Consider the following 17089-nt stretch of genomic DNA (forward strand, 5'->3'; position numbering starts at 1 on the left):
TTAGCTCTTTGGCTGCCTTTTGAACAATGTCTGGAAGCAGTCGAACTCTCACAGACAAGTGGACGGTAGTCGGGTTCTACCGCGTAACTGTGGATCTTTCTAAAAAGAGGCGAAATTTCTCCCGGGGCAAGTGTTGGACTATCCGCCTGAGCGTTCGCTTTTGTGAATAGGCAACCTGAAGTCGCCGCTAAATTCAAAGAATGTTGCTGGCTGGCCAGGATTGCTCAGGCAGCAAGGTAGATCGCACATCGGTTTTCTTAAAGGCTCGGCCTGCTGCCTCTGCGATTATGTCCCTTCATTGTTCGATTCCTCTAATCACTTTTTTATGCAGATGTCACCTTTTATGGCGCTTGAATTGGTGCAGTTCATTGTTGTCGCCAGCAGTGCCACTCTATAGAACCATTCGTTCCGAAAGCATGAACATAGTGACATCCCGTTGCCTGGGGTTGATGTTTGCGTGGGGCAACGTACAGACGGTCACTTGATTCGAAGACATCCTTACCAGTGTCGGTTCGTTCGATGCGCATTATCTGCGCCCCGAATTAATACGTTCACCCTGGAAAGGATTTTCATCGCTCAGCAAAGGAGACCGCTGAATGGCCAGTCCCGATACTTCACGGAAAGACTTCCCAAAACTGAAAGCTCATATCGACGCACTGAAGTCTCAGGGAGTTAGTGTAACGCCTGACGCATCCACCCGGCACTTGCACAATGGCATGGATACATCGCTTCCACCGGCTGACCTGCACGGTGCCTATGTCAACAATCGTCCGCTTCCTACTGAAGGCATTGCTAACCGGCGTGCCTGGATTATTGGTAGTGGTATCGCCGGCCTGTCCGCCGCGTTCTTCCTGATCCGCGATGGGCATATGCCAGCCGGAAATATTACCTTTCTGGAAGAACGGGACATTGAGGGCGGCTCACTTGATGGTGCTGGTAATGCCGAAGACGGTTATATCGTTCGCGGTGGCCGGGAAATGGAGATGACCTACCAGAATTTCTGGGATGTATTCTCCGAGATACCGGCTCTGGAGCTGCCCAGGCCCTTCACCGTGCTGGATGAATACCGGATCGTAAACGATGCCGACAAGAACTGGTCCAAGGCACGGCTGTTGGAGAAACAGGGCCAGATAAAAGACTTCGCGACGATGGGGTTGAGCAAACGACAACAGCTCGAGCTGGTCAAGCTCCTGCTGGCGCGCAAGGAGGATCTGGACGACATTACCGTGGAGGAGTGGTTCAGTGAAGGCTTTCTGAACACCAATTTCTATACCTTCTGGCGCACCATGTTTGCTTTCCAGAACTGGCATTCGGTGCTTGAAATGAAACTCTATATGCACCGTTTCCTGCACTTGATGGATGGGCTGAACGATATGACTTCGCTCGTTTTCCCGAAATATAATCAATACGATGGTTTTGTGCGCCCGTTGATGAGTTGGCTGAAGGAGCAGGGCGTTAACATACAGTACGACACTATTGTCGAGAACCTCGAGATGAAGACCTTTGGTGACAACAGGACGGTCGCGGCGATTCAGTGCCGTGGTAGTGAGGGAGATAAAACCCTTAACGTCGGTGAGCGCGACCTGGTGTTTGTGACCACCGGCTCGATGACCGAAGACACCGCCTACGGTGATGACAATACAGTGCCGCAACTGAAAGAGAATCATGAGGCCGGCCTCGGCTCAGGCTGGCAGTTGTGGAAAAACCTGGCGCAACAATCCGAGATATTTGGTCGGCCTGAGAAGTTCTGCGGCAACATACCCGGCTCCACTTGGGAATCCGTCACCCTGACCTGCAAACCCTCGCCGCTGATGGACAAACTTAAGGAGCTGTCGGTTAATGATCCATACTCCGGTTTTACGGCAACAGGCGGAATCATTACCTTTACCGATTCCGCCTGGCTGATGAGTTTCACCTGTAATCGCCAGCCCCATTTCCCGGACCAGCCGGATGACGTCGTTGTATTCTGGGTCTATGCACTGTTAATGGACAAACCTGGCGACTACGTGAAAAAGCCGATGCCCGAGTGCACCGGCCAGGAGGTAGTGGCGGAGATGTGTTATCACCTGGGCCTGATCGATCAGCTTGATGAGGTGGCTGCGGCCACCAAAACCCGTGTTGCGCTGATGCCCTATATCACCGCGCAATTCATGCCCCGCGCCAAAGGTGACCGCCCCTGGGTTGTGCCGGAAGGCTGCACCAATCTGGCCTGCATTGGGCAGTTCGTGGAGACCCACAACGATGTGGTTTTCACTCTGGAAAGCTCAGTGCGAACAGCCCGGATTGGTGTCTACAGCTTGCTTGGCATAAATAAACAAGTGCCGGATATCTACCCGGGCCAATACGATATCCGCCGACTGCTTCGAGCAACACGCACCCTGAACAACGACGCAGCGTTTCTGGGGGAAGGCCTCCTGCGTCGCATTCTTGGTGGTACCTATTTCGAACATATTTTACCACTGGGCCCCGACGAGAAACCCGAGGAGTTGAGCAGGCCGGGATTGTTCGAGCAGCAAGTCCAGGCTCTACGAGATCTCGTTGAAGACAATCGCACGCTGGAAGAAGCCAGAGACTGGGTTAAGGGTGTCTTGAGCAAGTTGCGTGGGCGTCCCTGACGCTGGGCGTCCAAAAACGTCCGGTCAAGCATCTGAGGGGCAAGCTCGCTTGTCAAAGTGTGGGCTAATTGATCGGAGGTAAGTTGACTGCCAGGATAAAGAGCAGGGGTTCTCGGTGACCATGCGTTCTATCCAGCGCAATCTCCCAGCTTGTGACGTTGGTGGGTAATCCGTTAGTCCCCAGTGATGGCACACCATGCTCTTTCCGGTAGAACAAATTTATTGCGGGTAATGGGCTACTGAGCGCAATAGGTCGTATTCTTGATTTTTGGCCGGCTTGACAGGAGGCTGTTTGGAACAGGCAACACGACAGGGCCAATTCCGGGTTGATGCTCATGCCGCTGCACCAGACGACTCCTACACTTGGCGGGATATCCTGTCACTGGCGTTAAAACATAGGCCTCGGTTAATCAGGGCTAATGCTTTGGCTATTCTGGCAACCTTGGTCAGTGTGCCGATTCCGCTGCTGCTTCCGGTGCTGGTGGATGAGGTATTACTGGGTGAAGAGGGTCCGGTATTGCCCGTCATGCGGGTGGCTTTGCCGGAACCATGGCACTTGCCAGTGGTCTACATTGGCGTCATGGTATTGGCGGCCTTCCTGCTGAGGCTGCTGGCTCTCGGATTTAACGTTCTGCAGTCCCGTGAATTCTCCAGGATTTCCAAAGATGTTGTGTTTCGCATCCGGTCGCGATTGCTCGGGCAATTGCGCTCGGTCGCAATGTCAGAATTCGAGACCCGGGGTTCTGGTGGTATCACCAGTCACTTCATCACCGATCTGGATACCATCGATCAGTTCCTGGGAGCGACGATCAGCCGCGTGATCGTGGCGAGCCTGACGGTTACGGGTACCGCCTTTGTATTGGTATGGATGCACTGGCAGCTGGGCCTGTTGATTCTACTTTTTAACCCCCTCGTTATTTTTGCAACGATGCTAATCAGTAAGCGGGTGAAAGAGCTCAAGCGTCGGGAAAATAGTGCTTATGAGGAGTTTCAGGGGGATCTGACGGAAACGCTGGACAGCATTCATCAACTTCGGGCTGCCAACCGCGAGCCGCATTATTTGCAGCAGCTGGTCGGCCGCGCCCGCACGGTGCGCGACCATGCTACTCAGTTCGAGTGGCGCAGCGATGCGGCCACTCGCGCCAGCTTTGCGTTATTTCAGTTTGGAGTGGATGTATTTCGTGCTGCGGCGATGGTGACGGTGCTGTTCAGCGATTTGAGCATCGGCATGATGTTTGCCGTGTTTGGTTATCTCTGGTTTATGCTGACTCCGGTTCAGGAAATACTCAACATACAATACGCCTGGTTTGCAGCAAACGCGGCGCTGGGCCGTGTTAATCGTTTGTTGGAGCTGAAGCAGGAGCCATGTTATCCGGCGCTGGAGAATCCTTTCGAGGGCAAGCATACGGTGGGTTTGTCGCTGCGCAATGTTCACTTTAGTTATGGTGAAGAGCGGGTGCTCAGAGGCATCAACCTTGATTTAGCCCCAGGAGAGAAGGTCGCCCTGGTCGGGACCAGTGGTAGTGGTAAGTCTACCCTGGTGCAGGTGATCCTGGGTATGTATAGCCCACTGAAAGGGAGCATATTGATTGATGGGGTGCCGATTCAGCGGATCGGCTTCCCGAACCTCAGAGAGCATATCGCTACGGTGTTGCAGCACCCAGCGTTGTTCAACGATACGGTGCGTCAGAATCTTACCCTGGGCCGGGAAAAAAACGAGGCTCAGCTCTGGGAGGCCCTGCGTATTGCTCAGCTTGATCAAACTGTTGCGGCAATGCCGGATCGATTGGAAACCATGATTGGTCGACAGGGTGTTCGGCTGTCTGGTGGTCAGCGTCAGAGGCTGGCCATCGCGCGAATGGTTTTGGCTGATCCGTCGGTGGTGATCCTGGACGAAGCAACGTCAGCTCTGGATGCCGAAACTGAGTTTCAGTTACATCGGGATCTTGAGGCGTTTCTGAGCAAGCGTACCACGCTGATTATCGCGCATCGGCTCAGCGCTGTTAAACAGGCTGACCGGGCATGTGTCTTTGATGACGGCCAAATTATCGAGGAGGGGCGGCACAATGATCTGATAGCCAAAGAAGGTCTCTATGCGCAGTTGTACGGCAAGGTGCAGAATTGATTATGACGCCCAGAGTTAAGTACCCAAAGGCAGGTGTAAGCGTCAAAAAATTGTCTTAATTTGCCGCTTAAAAATGAAGCCCTTCGCATCATCGATTGTTCGAATTTTATAGAATTTAACAAATTCGACGATAAATTGGTGCAGGCTGGCTATGAAACGCGTCATCAAAGTGTCAAAGGCATGGATAGCCGCGTTTTTCTTCGGGATTGTGCTTGTTGGTTGTGGGGGCGGAGATTCTTCCGGCGAAGGTTCTTCCAGCGAAGGTTCCGCTGGGTTGTCAGGCACCGCCACCGGATCAGATTCCGGTACCCCCGGTGTGGTAGCCGACGTTCCTCGTTTCGCAGTTCTTAGCTGGTCTGCGCCTGCCACTCGCGTTAACGGCGACGGCATTGATATGGGTGAGCTGGACAGCTATGTCATACGCTATGGTAAAGATGTTGAGGATTTGTCAGGCGAAGTGGTGATTGACGGAGCCGCAAAATATCCGGAGATGTCTTACACCGTCGACAATCTGGACGTAGGTACCTGGTACTTTACAATCCAGGTGCAAGATACGCAGGGTCTTGTCAGCGAGCCCTCAGAGCCGGTAAGTAAAACCATCCGCAGCTGACTATTCAACGCCGCCTGCCGATTCAGTTCATCGGATCGGCAATGGGCAGTTTCAAAGTGAAGGTGGTGCCATCGTCGGGTGCGGAGTCTACGGTGATTTGCCCCCGGTGTTTTTCAACCACGGTTTTCACAAACGACAGGCCCAGACCGGTACCGTGATTACCCGACATCTCGCTTCGCTTTTGCCGGTGGTAGCGATCAAACAACAGCGGCAGTTCGTGCGGGTCGATACCGGAGCCTTCGTCAGCAATGGCCAGACAGGCCAAGTGGCCGGCGCGATAGACCTGAACGGTGATGGCGGAACCTGCGGGGCTGTACTGCACTGCATTGGTCATCAGGTTGATCACCGCCCGCTCCAGCAGTTCAGCGTTTCCTTTAAGCCAGAGATCTTCGGTGCCCCCAACTTGTAAACTGATCTGCTTTTCTTGCGCCTGTTCGCAGACGCTATCGCGTGCATTTTCCACGATTGCCAGAAGCTCGCATTCATAAAATCGGGTTTCGGTTAACTGTTCGGCCCGCGCCAGTTGAACAAACTCCTCCGCCAGATGATAGCTGCGCCGCGCCAATCGTCCCAGTTGCTCCAGCTGGCTTTCATCGATGTGGCCTGGGTCCCTTTTAAGCTGTTCGATCAAGGCCAGTTGTGAGACCAGCGGGGAGCGAACATCGTGAGAAATAAAGTCGATTGCTTCTCGGTGTTGTCTTTGTTGCTCCCGCAGTTCTGAAATGTCAGAGATGTTGGCAACAATCCCGGACTGGTCGCTGTCTGGCAGGGCGAACGGCGCCAGGTGAATCAGGAAGTCTTTGTTGTGGATTTTCAGGTCCACCGTTCGGCTTTGCAGGAGGGTTAGTGTCTCGGAGACGGTTTCGTGCCAGGGTGCAGCCTCTCGGGGGTCGTGACCCTCCAGCAGGCGGGTCAGGGGCAGGCCGCTGAGACTGGGCATGGGTTCTTTGAACCAGGCCTCAATGTGCCGGTTTGCAAAGCGAATAACGCCGAGTTCGTCGGTCACGATGATGCCGTCCGGCATGTGCTCAAAGCTGTGGCGAATAAAAGCCTGCATTTGTCCGAGTCGCTCCGTGGCCGTTCGCACCTTCTCGATCCGCTTGGATATGTTCTCCTGAATGCCTGCTTTGGTTATGTGTTGGCAAGAGTCTTCCAGTTTAAGTTTTTGGAGGTAGAGCTGGATCACTTCCCGGCTCAGGTCATCGGGTAAGGTGAGGCCAAGCACATAGTCTTTGCCGCCCCTGACCAGTCGGATCCAGCTTTGATTGCCTTGGTGAACCCATTGCCCGGCCTTGCTGAATTGAGGTGCTTCGTTAAGGCTCATGCCGTTTATCGCCAGGATGTCATTGCCTTCGGCCAGCAGCCAGCTCTGAGGTTGGAGCAGAGAGCGCAAATGCTCCAGCAGTTGCACGGGATGGCGCCGGGAAGGTTCCGGTAATGACAGTTGTGGCGTTCGGGCCATGTCGTCCAGTTGTCGATTCAGGAAGCGGTTGGTCATCGCAAGGCGCAGGCCGCTGGCGAGTGGAAAGGCAATCATTGGCAGCAGCGCGGCGTTGGCGGCCGATAGGTGGGTATGAAAACTGCGCAGAGCAATGAAATAGGTGCACAACACCAGAACGAAGCTGCCGGCGCAGGCTCCGAAGGTTACGGCTGGTTTCAGTCGCGGCAATGTGTTGGTCAGGATAAGCAGTATCATCAGTGCCAGAGCAAGCGAGAGCCATTGAGGGGCCCGGGAGATGAGTGTTGACTGTTGGCTGGCAGAATAGACGTTGGCGTGAAATTCTACACCGCTCATGGGGCGGCTGAGCCCGGAAAAGGGCGTGCTCAAGACATCGCGAAAGCCAGCGGCGGTGGCTCCTACAAAGACGGTTTTACCGGCAAACCGTTTTGGCTCAGCCGGCTGACGAAGCACGTCCACATAGGAGTACGCCGGCAAGGTATCGGCCCCGCCAGCCAGCGGTACCAGCCTGAACTCACTGCGCACATTGGTGTAGGCGGGCGCATCTGCGCTGGCGACGGGTGGCAGGCCCTTACCTTCTGCTGCGAGCGCCAGGGCCGGCCAGCGGTGATGGCCAAGGCTGTTGTAGAGGTAGAGGCCTCGGGCAATGCCGTCTTTGTCCAGCTCTACATGAGCGTGCCCGAGTGCCAGGGCGGCTTCCTCGAGGGGCGGGGCGGGCAGTTGTTCGCGCATCAGCTGCAGGTCGGTCGCTGGCGAGTAATGAATGGGTAAGACCACGCGGCCGTGTCGCGCCATGGCGTCTGCGAGAATCTGATCGCTTGAGGTTGGCTCCGGGAACAGAATGTCGAAGACAATAGTCTGGGCTCCGGACTCGGTCAGGCGGTCGATCAGGCGTCCGTGCAGGCTGCGATCCCATGGCCATTGGCCCAGGACATCGAGACTGTGTTCGTCGATGGTGACCAGAGCAACCTTGGTGTCAATCGGCGCCGGCCAGGTGGTGATGGCCTTATCGTAGAGCCAGGAATCCACTCGCGATGGCAAGGTGGTGGCCTGGGTCAGCAAAAGTATACCTGTGAGCAGAAAGCCCAGAGACCAGGGTGTTGTTTTCAGTGATAACCAATCCCTTCTCATGGGCCGTGCTGTTTACTCATGTGGTGACGTGGCTCAGTCCAGGTACAGTTCCCTCCCCGGGCCCCACCGGCTTGCCAGCGGACCATCAGAAAGCGCTTTAACGCGCACAAAATACCTTCTTCCGGGAATCAGGCGCAAGGCCGCAGTGGTATCGGCAACGTTTGCTTCTTTGATAATGTTGTTAAATGTCGGCTCTTCGGCCAGTTGCAACCGGTAGTCTTTGGCGGTATCAACCCGCTCCCAGAACACGCGCACCTGGCTGTCAATGTAGTTGATGCTGATGATTCGGACCGGCGGCAGGGTACCGTTAACCACCAGGGTTCGTGTTGCTGACGTTGCCACTGAGTTGCCGCCGGCTTCGCTCACCACGCGCCAATAATACTGGCCGGGGCTCAAAGGCCGGGAGGGTAGCGCCCGATTGTCTGGTGCCCATTCGCTCGATGTGATCAGGCGCCGGAAGTCTTCGTCGTCGGCAATCTCAACACGGGCGATTTCATTGGTGCCGTTCAGTTGCCAATGGAACTCGGGCATGTCGTCGTCCACCGCTTGCCCTTCTTCGGGCGAAACAAGATCCGGTGTCCGCGCTTGCAGGTCTACCTCGACCGACGCTATCGCGGGCATTCCGGTGATCCCTTGAGGATCGAGCGCCGCCAGATGTATGTCGTAACGACCGTTATCGAGTTGGCTGATGTCGAAGCGGATGTCTGACAGATCCCTGCTTTGCAGCCAGGCACCGCTGTTCTCCTCGAAAATATCAACCCGGTATCGATTGGCACCATCGGCTTGCCAGCTAAGCTCGGCTGGTAATTGCTTGAGCACAGGTGCGATCGGGTTGAGTACCGGGGCCGGTGGCAAGCGGCGAATATTCATCGGAGCGGAACCGGCGGTGGATACGCTGGCTCCGTAACCGGCGGGAATTCGGCGGGTTTGGCCGGGCCGGCCAAAGTCAACAATGCCTTCGGTGATCTGAACGCTGCTGCCGCTGGCTGTCGCCTGCATGGAGAACACGGTGCCACGCACCGCCGCAACCGCCGATGGTGTTTCTATTTCAAAGCGCGATCCTTGTTCCATCACGGGCTTGACGCGAGTGTGCACTTCGCCACGCTGGAGTCTCAGCCGGGTGTCCGCCATGCCGGCTTTGCCGTACTGGGTGAGCCGGTTAAAGATCAGTCGTGAGTTGGGCGCCATGCGCAGCTCAGAACCATCGGCAAGTACGATGGTGGCAGAGCCCGCGGCGGAGATCACTTCATCGCCTACCCGGATGATGGCGTTTGCAGACAGTGGGGATTTCTGGCCAGTGCTGCCAGATACATGGAGCACATTGCCCGTCACGGAGCTGGCTTTGGCGGGCTCGGGTTGCCGCTTCAACCAATTGAGCGGAATTCTGATCTGGTCACCGGCTGAGGCGGCAGCATTGCTTGCCAGGTTGTTGTATTGCACAAGTTGGCCGAGGCTTGCGTGATCGATCAGTAGCGCCTGGGCAATATCATTGAGGGTTTCGCCAGAACGCAGTGTATAGACCCACTCCGGAGTATTACCGGTTTGTTGGGCGGGTGCAGACGCAGACCCTCTGGTGACGGAAATCTCGGCTACCGCGACTCCTGGCAACAAGCTGAGCGTAAGCAGTAGGAGCAATCCCGCAGTACCATGGCGTTTGAATTCAAGCATTGGTTGCATCGTGTCCGTTGGTTTCGGTTGTTTCGCCTGCGGTGATGGTTTCCAGGCGATAGCCCCGCTGATAGATCGTTTTGATTCGGAACCCGTTCTCAGGATTGACACCCAGGCGGCGGCGCAGTCGGCTCATGTGGGTATCGACGGTGCGGGTGTTGATGTCGCGTGCCAGCCCCCAAACACGTTCAAGCAGCATTTCGCGGGTTAGCAAACGGCCTTGGTTCTGGAACAGGAACAGCGTCAGATCAAAGTCTTTGTCGGTCAGGGTTAATGGCTCACCGTGCAGCAGAATGACTCGCTGTGTGGTGTTTACCTCAAACGGACCGTAAACCAGCACTTCTTTGTCACTGTCCGGATTGCTCCTACGGGCCAGAGCATGGATTCTGGCGATCAGTTCGGCTGCGCGGGCCGGCTTGGACAGGTAGTCATCGGCACCTGCATCCAGCGCGCGCACAATATCGGCTTCGCTGTCGCGCTGGGTCAGGAACACGGCCGGAACTGGCCAGTTGAGCTGGGCTCGCACGCTCTCAAGTACGTCAATGCCGGTCATGTCTGGTATCTGCCAGTCCAGAATGATCAGGTCATAGCTGCGGTGCAGCACCGCGCCCAGAAAAGATTGCCCGGTCGGGAAACTGTCACATTGATGGCCCTTCTCTGTGAGAATGGACTGAATGTGTTGCGCCTGTTCATGTTCATCTTCAAGCAGAGCAATGCGCATTAATTCTGGACCTCGATGGTGCCGCCGGAATTGATTTCGATTTTGGCCGAGTGGCGGCGGATCACTCGTCTTGCAGTTCCATTATCCCAAAAAATGAGCATGTATTCAGTAGTGTTATGTAGAGTTCCGTAACGGCAACGCGGGCTTGCCGTGGTCGTCATTCACTGTTTGACGGCAGCTGGGGAAATTGCTGCAGCCCCAGAACCAGCCTTTTTTACTTTGTCGCCTTACCAGAGGTGAAAAACAGTGCGGGCAGGGGATAGGCTTTTGCCCTGTACCATCCTGCGGCTGAGTGTCTTCGATGGGCCGGGTGCCCTTACACTCCGGGTAACGAGTACAAGCGAAAAAGCGGCCGAACTTGCCATCCCGCGCCACCATAGCCGACCGGCATTTCGGACAGTGAATGTTGTTATCGCCTGCTGGTGTGCTTGTGGCCTGCCCATCCGTGGCCGCGAATGACCGCCGGTTGATAATGCTCCTGATTTCCACCTGCAAGGATTCGAGGAAGGTTCTGGGGTCATCCTCGCCTCGGCGGATCCCTTCCAGTGTGGCCTCCCATACCGCCGTCCGATCGGGTGTCCGGATGGTGTCAGGCAATGCCGAGATCAGCAGTTTGCCCTTGTCCGTTGCGCGAATGTAGCGTTTGTCCCGGTACAGGTAATCCCGCCGAAACAGAATATCTATGATGGCCGCCCGGGTGGCTTCGGTACCCAGACCATCGGTTTCTCGCAAAGTTTTACGCAGTTCGGGTGCTGATACAAAGCGGGCGATGTTGGTCATCGCCGACAGCAGGGTGGCGTCGGTAAAGTGCTGTGGTGGCTGGGTTTTGCGCTCTTTTACCAGGGCGTTGCTGCAGATTACCGGCTCGCGCAGGTCCAGTCGTGGTAACGGCGGCTTGTCGGGCTCTCTGTCGGCTTCTTTGAGTTTCAGTTCCAGTGCTTTCCAGCCCGGAGTCAGGATGGCCGTCTCGGTGGCCCTAAACCGGTGTTCCTGTACGTTCACTGTGAGCTTTCCCTCACGGTGAACGGCGTCTCCGGCGAATTGCATCAGATAGTAACGGCTGATCAGGCCGTAGATCTTTTCTTCAGCGGCGGTCATCTTGCCGCTGGGACTGGTGCGAAGGGTGGGGATGATCGCGTGGTGTGCATCCACCTGTTTGTCGTTCCAGGCAGCGGACCGCCTGCTGGTGTCCAGTTGGCTGGCGAATGTGTTCAGCTCGGGTGACACCCGGCCAATGGCACGGATCACCTGTTCTCGCTGGTGGTAATGCTCTTCCGGCAGGTAACGGCAGTCAGATCGGGGGTAGGTGATTAGCTGATGCCGTTCATACAGGTTTTGGGCGGTGTCTAGAACGTCTTTTGCGCCCATTCTGAACAATCGGCCCGCTTCAATCTGCAGGGCCGACAGTGACAATGGCAGCGGTGGCGGCTCGGGCCGGTCCCGGAACCGGGATTCGGTAACGGTACCGGGGCGGCCACTGACCTCATGCGCAATTTGCTCTGCAATGCTGCGATCGAGCAGGCGATTTTCTTCATCCAGGTAATCCTGAAACCGCTCGCCGGGCAGCCATCGGGCGTTAAAGGGCCTTTGATCGGCCTCGTCTTCACGGGCTTGAAACTGCCCTTCTATGCGGAACCAGGGCTTGGATTTAAAATCGTTGATGCTGTTATCCCGTTCCACCACCAGGCCGAGCACGGGTGTTTGTACTCGGCCAACGGAATAAACGCCTTGTTCCCCCTGCTGCTGGTACGTCAGCGTATAAAACCGGGTGAGGTTGATGCCGTAAAGCCAGTCCGCTCGTTGCCGGGCCAGGGCAGAATGGGACAGGCGGCGGAATTCTTTGTTGTCTCTGGGTGCCTTCAAGGCGCGGGCAACGGCATTGGGCGTGAGGTCGTTAATCAGTACCCGTTTAACGGGTGCTTGCGTGCCCACGAATTTGAGTACTTCGTCCACCAGCAGCTGGCCTTCGCGATCGGGGTCGCCGGCGTGGGTAATCAGGGTGGCCTGGCGAATCAGGGATTTGAGCACGTTGAGCTGTTGTTTTACGCCGTCTTTCGGGGTGAGCTGCCACGGGTTCGGGAATATGGGCAGGTCTTCCTGGCGCCATTTTTTCCAGGCAGGGTTGTAGCGTGCGGGTTCGGCCGGTTCCAGCAGGTGGCCAATGCACCAGCTGACGATGACAGCGTCTTTGCCCCGGCCGCAACGAATCCAGCCCTGGCCTTTTTGATGGGGCTCGGGGAGGGCGGTGATGATGGCTCTGGCCAGGCTCGGTTTTTCGGCGATGTACAGGTGCATGGGTGCTGGGTGTTCGTTGAGTGGCTGGGGAATGTGGCCCTTTGGCGGTTTTGTGTCAAGGGCCTGTTCGGGGTCCGCGGCTTTGTGTAGTAGACTTGTTTTCTTGGGGAGGCGGGTGGGAAGAGCATCTTCACACCCGCCCCAAACTCCGTGCAATTCGCCGCGATTTTAGTCGATGATTATCTCGTGAGCTGGAGCAGAAATTCGATGAAGATTCAGAGTGCTATTGAAACGAAGTTAAAAAATGCCTTCGATGCGCAGGTGTTGTCGGTGGAGAACGAGAGCCACATGCATTCGGTGCCGGCGAACTCGGAAACTCACTTCAAGGTTACCCTGGTGTCTCCGGGCTTTTCCGGTCAGGTGAAGGTTAAGCGGCACCAGGCGATTTACGCGGTGCTGGCGGAGGAGTTGGCGGGGCCGGTGCATGCGTTGGCGTTGCACTTGTACACGCCGGAGGAGTGGTCGGCCAGTGGTCAGGCAGCGCCGGAGTCGCCGAATTGTAAGGGTGGCTCCATAGGGGATGCTGCGATGGCTGCTAAATTGGAACAGGGAGTCAAATAGATGAGTCAGTTTTTTCAGGTTCACCCGGAGAATCCTCAAAAGCGGCTGATACTCCAGGCCGTTGAGGTGTTGCGTAAGGGCGGGGTGATCGCCTATCCGACGGATTCCGGTTATGCCCTGGGGTGTCACTTGGGCGACAAGCCGGCGGCGGATAAGATCAAGCGGATTCGCAAGCTGGATGACAAGCATAATTTTACGTTGGTGTGCCGGGATTTGTCGGACATCGGGGTATACGCGAAGGTGGATAACACTCAGTACCGGTTGTTGAAGACCTTTACGCCGGGGCCTTACACGTTCATTTTGCCGGCCACCAGTGAAGTGCCGCGTCGGTTGATGCACCCCAAGCGTCGGTCGATCGGGGTTCGGGTGCCGGATAACCAGATTGTGCGGGATTTGCTGGGCGAGTTGGGCGAGCCGATCATGAGCAGTACACTGATTCTGCCAGGCGAAACCGAGCCGATGACCGATCCCTACGATATCCGGGACACGCTCGAGCACGAGCTGGAGTTGATTATTGACGGTGGCTTCTGTGGCATGGAGGCGACCACAGTGGTCGATTTTACCGGGGATGCGCCAGAGGTTACGCGGGTTGGTCAGGGTGATCCCACGCCCTTTGAAGTGTAGCTTTCTGGCTTGGCCCGGGATCAGGCCCGGGCGTTGAGGCTGAAGGCGTAGCGCTGTGAACTCACAGCTTCACGTTGGTCGGAACCAGCGGTGCGCTTGAGGCTGTCATAGCGGTGGATAACATCCTGCAGCCCATTGAACTGCTGATTTTCGCTGACCAATGAATCCAGCAATGAGTTGCTCACGCCATAGGCCTGGTTCAGCTTCAGGGCATTGTCCATAAAGTGCAGCGTGGGTTCGGTCACGCTCAGTCGGCTGAACGCGTCTCTGAACCCGCGGTTATTGTTCAGGTCTTTTTCGATCTTGTCTCGCAATTCGTCTGGAATTTTCCCTTCCACCATGGCGCTGCCGCCGTCGCCCTTGCCAACGCTGAGCGCAGTGGCTGGGTGCAGGTTGTATTCGGCAAGTTTGTGCCGCAGCGTTTCCCGCACGAACGACAGGTCTTGCGCCACAGTCTGCTTGTACTGGCCCAGTGGCAATTGTCGAGTTTTCAGGCTGCCCGGATCAGCTTCGGGCTGGCCGGAGGGGGTGAAGCGGTCATCGCCGGGGCTGCCGGCGGCTTCAGGGGTCTTGTCTTGAGCGAGCTGACCATCATTTGGCTTGGCCGCCGGTGCCTGGCGGTTGTCCATGGCTTGCTGAAAGCGTGCGCTGGCTTGTATCAATGATGTCAGCAAAGACATGGTGTGTTGCCTCCTGGGCGGAAATAATCTGCCGGAATTCCGTTAAAAGTTTGCCTGAAAAGGTATTAAGCAGGTTTTGGGCCAGTTTGTTGGCGGTGGCGGGCAGGCGCGGTTTAATAAAATGTAAAACTTTGCAACGGCGGGCAGAGTGCTGCCATTTGACTGATCTGTGTCATAAAAACATTGATGGATATCTATAAAGTTATCAGCCAGACCGCCGTCACATTCTGTGGTTGCACAGTTGATCTTCCGTCGCCGGGGTACCATGAAAAATCATTATTCGATTCGTTTTCTTCTGCTTGCGGCTTTGGCTGTGGCTTTTTCCCTCATTCTTGTGTTTACCGTTATCTACAGCGCTCAGTCCCAGCGCGCGCACCTTGAAGAGTACAGCCACAAGTACGTGGATGGCCTCGCTAAATCCTATTTTGACGGACTGAACACCATGATGGTGACGGGCACCATCAATAACCGTGAAGTGCTGCGTGATCGGGCGCGAGCGTCTGAGGATGTGCTTGATATCCGGGTGGTGCGCAGTGATCAGCTGAACGCCATGTACGGTGCAGGTCATGCGGATGAGCAGCGGCGGCAACCTGAGGATTTGCGGGCATTGGGCGGCGAGCGCGTCGAACAATATTCGGAGAATGACCGGGGCCGGGTCTACACCCTGATCGAACCGGTGATTGCCCAGTCAGACTACCAGGGCGTCAACTGCCTGGGTTGTCACCAAGCTCAGGAAGGCGACGTGCTTGGTGCCATCCGTGTTGATTATTCCCTGGCGCAGAGCGATTCCCGTCTGCAGCAGCAACTGCTGGTGGGTGGTGGTGTTCAGGTGCTGATTTTTGTGGTTATTTTCTTCCTGACCGCCCTGGTGCTTGGCAAGTTGGTGTTCTCGCGGTTGCGCCGCCTGCACGATCGCATGGACGAGATTTCCCGCAATTCGGATCTGTCGATTGAGCTGGATGTAGCCCGCAATGACGAGATTGGCTCATTGTCCCGCGCTTTCAATCGCATGGTGTCGAAGATCCGGGACAGCATGCACACGGTGATGGACAACGCGGCGCAGGTCGAACAGGCCGCCCGTGCCATCGCCAGCAAGGCGGAAACCACCGAGCGCGAAGTGCTTGCGCAAAGGGACAACACCGATCAGGTAGCCAGTGCCACTACCGAAATGGCCGCCTCGGCGGTACAGGTTCGGGAAAACGCGGTCACCACGGCCCGTAAATCGGCGGACACCGCCAAGGCGGCGGAAACCGGTGAGCAACTGGCGCACAACGCCGTGCAGGGCATTGAGCTGTTGAATACCGAAGTTCAAAGTGGCGCGCAACGGATTGAGCAGCTCGACCAGCGCACCACTGAAATGGCCAAGCGGCTGGAACTGATCTCTGAAATTGCCGATCAGACCAACCTGCTGGCGCTGAACGCCGCCATCGAAGCGGCCAGGGCCGGTGAGCAAGGACGCGGGTTCTCGGTGGTGGCCGATGAGGTGAGGGCGCTGGCGTCTCGCACCCAGGTGTCCACCGAAGAAATCCGCCAGACCATTCAGGGCCTCAAGCAAGAGGTGGTGGAGTGCGTGGGCACCATGCGCCACGCCTCGGAAATGGCGCAGCACCAGGTGGATGCGATCCTGAAAGTGGAGAACGAGCTGCAGACCATTGCCAGGGCCGTGCGTGAGATCACCGGCTTGAACGAAGAGATGGAAAGCGCCGCCAACGAGCAGAGCGACGTGTCGGAATCGATCAATCACAACGTCATCGAAATCAGCCGTTCCGCGGAGCAGACCTCCAGTGACGCTCAGGAAACCGCTCGCATTGCCGGAGACCTGCTGGCGATGGCGGAAACTCTGCGCAAGACCATCGAGCAGTTCCGCCTGTCCCGGAACGGGTAGCCCAGGCGGAGACAGCGCCGGGGTGGTTAGCCCCGGTGGTCTGAGACAAACGGATTGGTGGCTTTTTCCCGGCCGAAGGTCGACATCGGGCCGTGACCGCAGATGAAGCTGACGTCGTCGCCCAGCGGGAACAGTTTTTCACGAATGGAGCGGATCAAGGTGGCGTGATCGCCTTTTGGAAAATCCGTACGGCCGATGGAGCCGTTGAACAGCACATCGCCGACCTGAGCCAGCTTCGACTCCCGGTGGAAAAACACCACATGGCCCGGGGTGTGACCGGGGCAATGCAATACTTCCAGAGTCTGATTGCCAACCGTCACCGTGTCGCCATCCTCCAGCCAGCGATCCGGCGTGAATACCTCGGGTGCGGCAAAACCGAACATCTGCGCCTGCATGGCCAAGCCCTGTATCCAGAAGTTATCCTCCTTGTGCGGCCCTTCGATGGGAATGCCGGCCGACCGGGCCAGCTCGGCGGTGCCGCCGGCGTGGTCAATGTGGGCGTGGGTCAGCAGAATTTTCTCGACGGTGACGCCTTCGGCCGCAATGGCGGCACGAATTTTGTCAAGATCGCCGCCGGGATCGATAACAGCGGCCTTGCGGGTTTCGTCACACCAGATCAGCGTGCAGTTCTGTTGAAACGGCGTAACCGGCACAATGCGGTATTTCAGGGACATAATCGGCCTCGGGTTATGATGAAGGCATTATGGTAATGGTA

Annotated in this window: 12 protein-coding genes; 6 read left to right on the forward strand and 6 right to left on the reverse strand. The window is 56.5% G+C overall.

All coding sequences use genetic code 11. The features are described 5' to 3' along the window. Positions 1–596 precede the first annotated feature (596 nt). From IBX51_RS08835 to IBX51_RS08845, 3 genes are all read left to right on the forward strand, one after another. On the forward strand, positions 597–2615 hold the full coding sequence (locus IBX51_RS08835) for an oleate hydratase (protein WP_291830789.1): 2019 nt from the start codon (positions 597–599) through the stop codon (positions 2613–2615). A gap of 373 nt (positions 2616–2988) precedes the next feature. Beyond that, complete coding sequence (locus tag IBX51_RS08840) at positions 2989–4740, forward strand: ABC transporter ATP-binding protein (RefSeq protein WP_291830817.1); 1752 nt, start codon at positions 2989–2991, stop codon at positions 4738–4740. A 151-nt stretch (positions 4741–4891) separates the two neighbouring features. Then, the gene (locus tag IBX51_RS08845; RefSeq protein ID WP_291830791.1) at positions 4892–5350 is read left to right on the forward strand and encodes a fibronectin type III domain-containing protein; all 459 of its coding nucleotides are present in this window, start codon (positions 4892–4894) and stop codon (positions 5348–5350) included. A 22-nt stretch (positions 5351–5372) separates the two neighbouring features. On the opposite strand, the gene IBX51_RS08850 is transcribed toward IBX51_RS08845, so the two are convergent. From IBX51_RS08850 to IBX51_RS08865, 4 genes are all read right to left on the reverse strand, one after another. Beyond that, a complete protein-coding gene (locus IBX51_RS08850) occupies positions 5373–7940 on the reverse strand; it encodes a CHASE2 domain-containing protein (RefSeq protein ID WP_291830793.1) in 2568 nt (855 codons plus the stop codon). 33 nt (positions 7941–7973) lie between these two features. After that, on the reverse strand, positions 7974–9608 hold the full coding sequence (locus tag IBX51_RS08855; RefSeq protein ID WP_291830795.1) for a FecR family protein: 1635 nt from the start codon (positions 9606–9608) through the stop codon (positions 7974–7976). Continuing rightward, a complete protein-coding gene (locus IBX51_RS08860; RefSeq protein ID WP_291830797.1) occupies positions 9601–10329 on the reverse strand; it encodes a response regulator transcription factor in 729 nt (242 codons plus the stop codon). Before IBX51_RS08860 ends, IBX51_RS08855 begins: the two co-directional genes overlap by 8 nt. 114 nt (positions 10330–10443) lie before the next feature. Beyond that, positions 10444–12624 carry a DNA topoisomerase III gene (locus IBX51_RS08865; protein WP_291830798.1) on the reverse strand — a complete coding sequence of 727 codons (2181 nt, stop codon included), beginning with the start codon at positions 12622–12624 and terminating at the stop codon, positions 10444–10446. A 207-nt stretch (positions 12625–12831) separates the two neighbouring features. Here IBX51_RS08865 and IBX51_RS08870 point away from each other — a divergent pair, with 207 nt between their 5' ends. Further along, entirely contained in the window at positions 12832–13185 is a 354-nt protein-coding gene (locus IBX51_RS08870; protein ID WP_291830799.1) for a BolA/IbaG family iron-sulfur metabolism protein, read from the forward strand. Beyond that, entirely contained in the window at positions 13186–13809 is a 624-nt protein-coding gene (locus IBX51_RS08875; RefSeq protein ID WP_291830800.1) for an L-threonylcarbamoyladenylate synthase, read from the forward strand. Positions 13810–13829: 20 nt separating this feature from the next. Here the strand turns inward: IBX51_RS08875 and IBX51_RS08880 are convergent, their stop codons facing one another. Continuing rightward, positions 13830–14489 carry a hypothetical protein gene (locus IBX51_RS08880; RefSeq protein WP_291830801.1) on the reverse strand — a complete coding sequence of 220 codons (660 nt, stop codon included), beginning with the start codon at positions 14487–14489 and terminating at the stop codon, positions 13830–13832. Positions 14490–14754: 265 nt separating this feature from the next. On the opposite strand from IBX51_RS08880, the gene IBX51_RS08885 reads away from it, so the two are divergent. Continuing rightward, positions 14755–16374: a methyl-accepting chemotaxis protein gene (locus IBX51_RS08885; RefSeq protein WP_291830802.1), complete on the forward strand. Its 1620-nt coding sequence runs from the start codon at positions 14755–14757 to the stop codon at positions 16372–16374. Positions 16375–16400: 26 nt separating this feature from the next. Here IBX51_RS08885 and IBX51_RS08890 read toward each other — a convergent pair whose 3' ends face one another. After that, positions 16401–17048 carry an MBL fold metallo-hydrolase gene (locus tag IBX51_RS08890; protein WP_291830804.1) on the reverse strand — a complete coding sequence of 216 codons (648 nt, stop codon included), beginning with the start codon at positions 17046–17048 and terminating at the stop codon, positions 16401–16403. Between the last annotated feature and the right edge of the window lie 41 nt (positions 17049–17089).

This window comes from Marinobacter sp., assembly GCF_014859525.1.
In the GTDB taxonomy this organism is placed as follows: domain Bacteria; phylum Pseudomonadota; class Gammaproteobacteria; order Pseudomonadales; family Oleiphilaceae; genus Marinobacter.

Excerpts from the sequence above, each read along its gene's own strand:
- IBX51_RS08835 (WP_291830789.1), top strand. The coding sequence starts at position 597 with ATGGCCAGTCCCGATACTTCACGGAAAGACTTCCCAAAACTGAAAGCT.
- IBX51_RS08845 (WP_291830791.1), top strand. The coding sequence starts at position 4,892 with ATGAAACGCGTCATCAAAGTGTCAAAGGCATGGATAGCCGCGTTTTTC.
- IBX51_RS08850 (WP_291830793.1), bottom strand. The coding sequence starts at position 7,940 with ATGAGAAGGGATTGGTTATCACTGAAAACAACACCCTGGTCTCTGGGC.
- IBX51_RS08855 (WP_291830795.1), bottom strand. The coding sequence starts at position 9,608 with ATGCTTGAATTCAAACGCCATGGTACTGCGGGATTGCTCCTACTGCTT.
- IBX51_RS08860 (WP_291830797.1), bottom strand. The coding sequence starts at position 10,329 with ATGCGCATTGCTCTGCTTGAAGATGAACATGAACAGGCGCAACACATT.
- IBX51_RS08865 (WP_291830798.1), bottom strand. The coding sequence starts at position 12,624 with ATGCACCTGTACATCGCCGAAAAACCGAGCCTGGCCAGAGCCATCATC.
- IBX51_RS08870 (WP_291830799.1), top strand. The coding sequence starts at position 12,832 with ATGAAGATTCAGAGTGCTATTGAAACGAAGTTAAAAAATGCCTTCGAT.
- IBX51_RS08875 (WP_291830800.1), top strand. The coding sequence starts at position 13,186 with ATGAGTCAGTTTTTTCAGGTTCACCCGGAGAATCCTCAAAAGCGGCTG.
- IBX51_RS08880 (WP_291830801.1), bottom strand. The coding sequence starts at position 14,489 with ATGTCTTTGCTGACATCATTGATACAAGCCAGCGCACGCTTTCAGCAA.
- IBX51_RS08885 (WP_291830802.1), top strand. The coding sequence starts at position 14,755 with ATGAAAAATCATTATTCGATTCGTTTTCTTCTGCTTGCGGCTTTGGCT.
- IBX51_RS08890 (WP_291830804.1), bottom strand. The coding sequence starts at position 17,048 with ATGTCCCTGAAATACCGCATTGTGCCGGTTACGCCGTTTCAACAGAAC.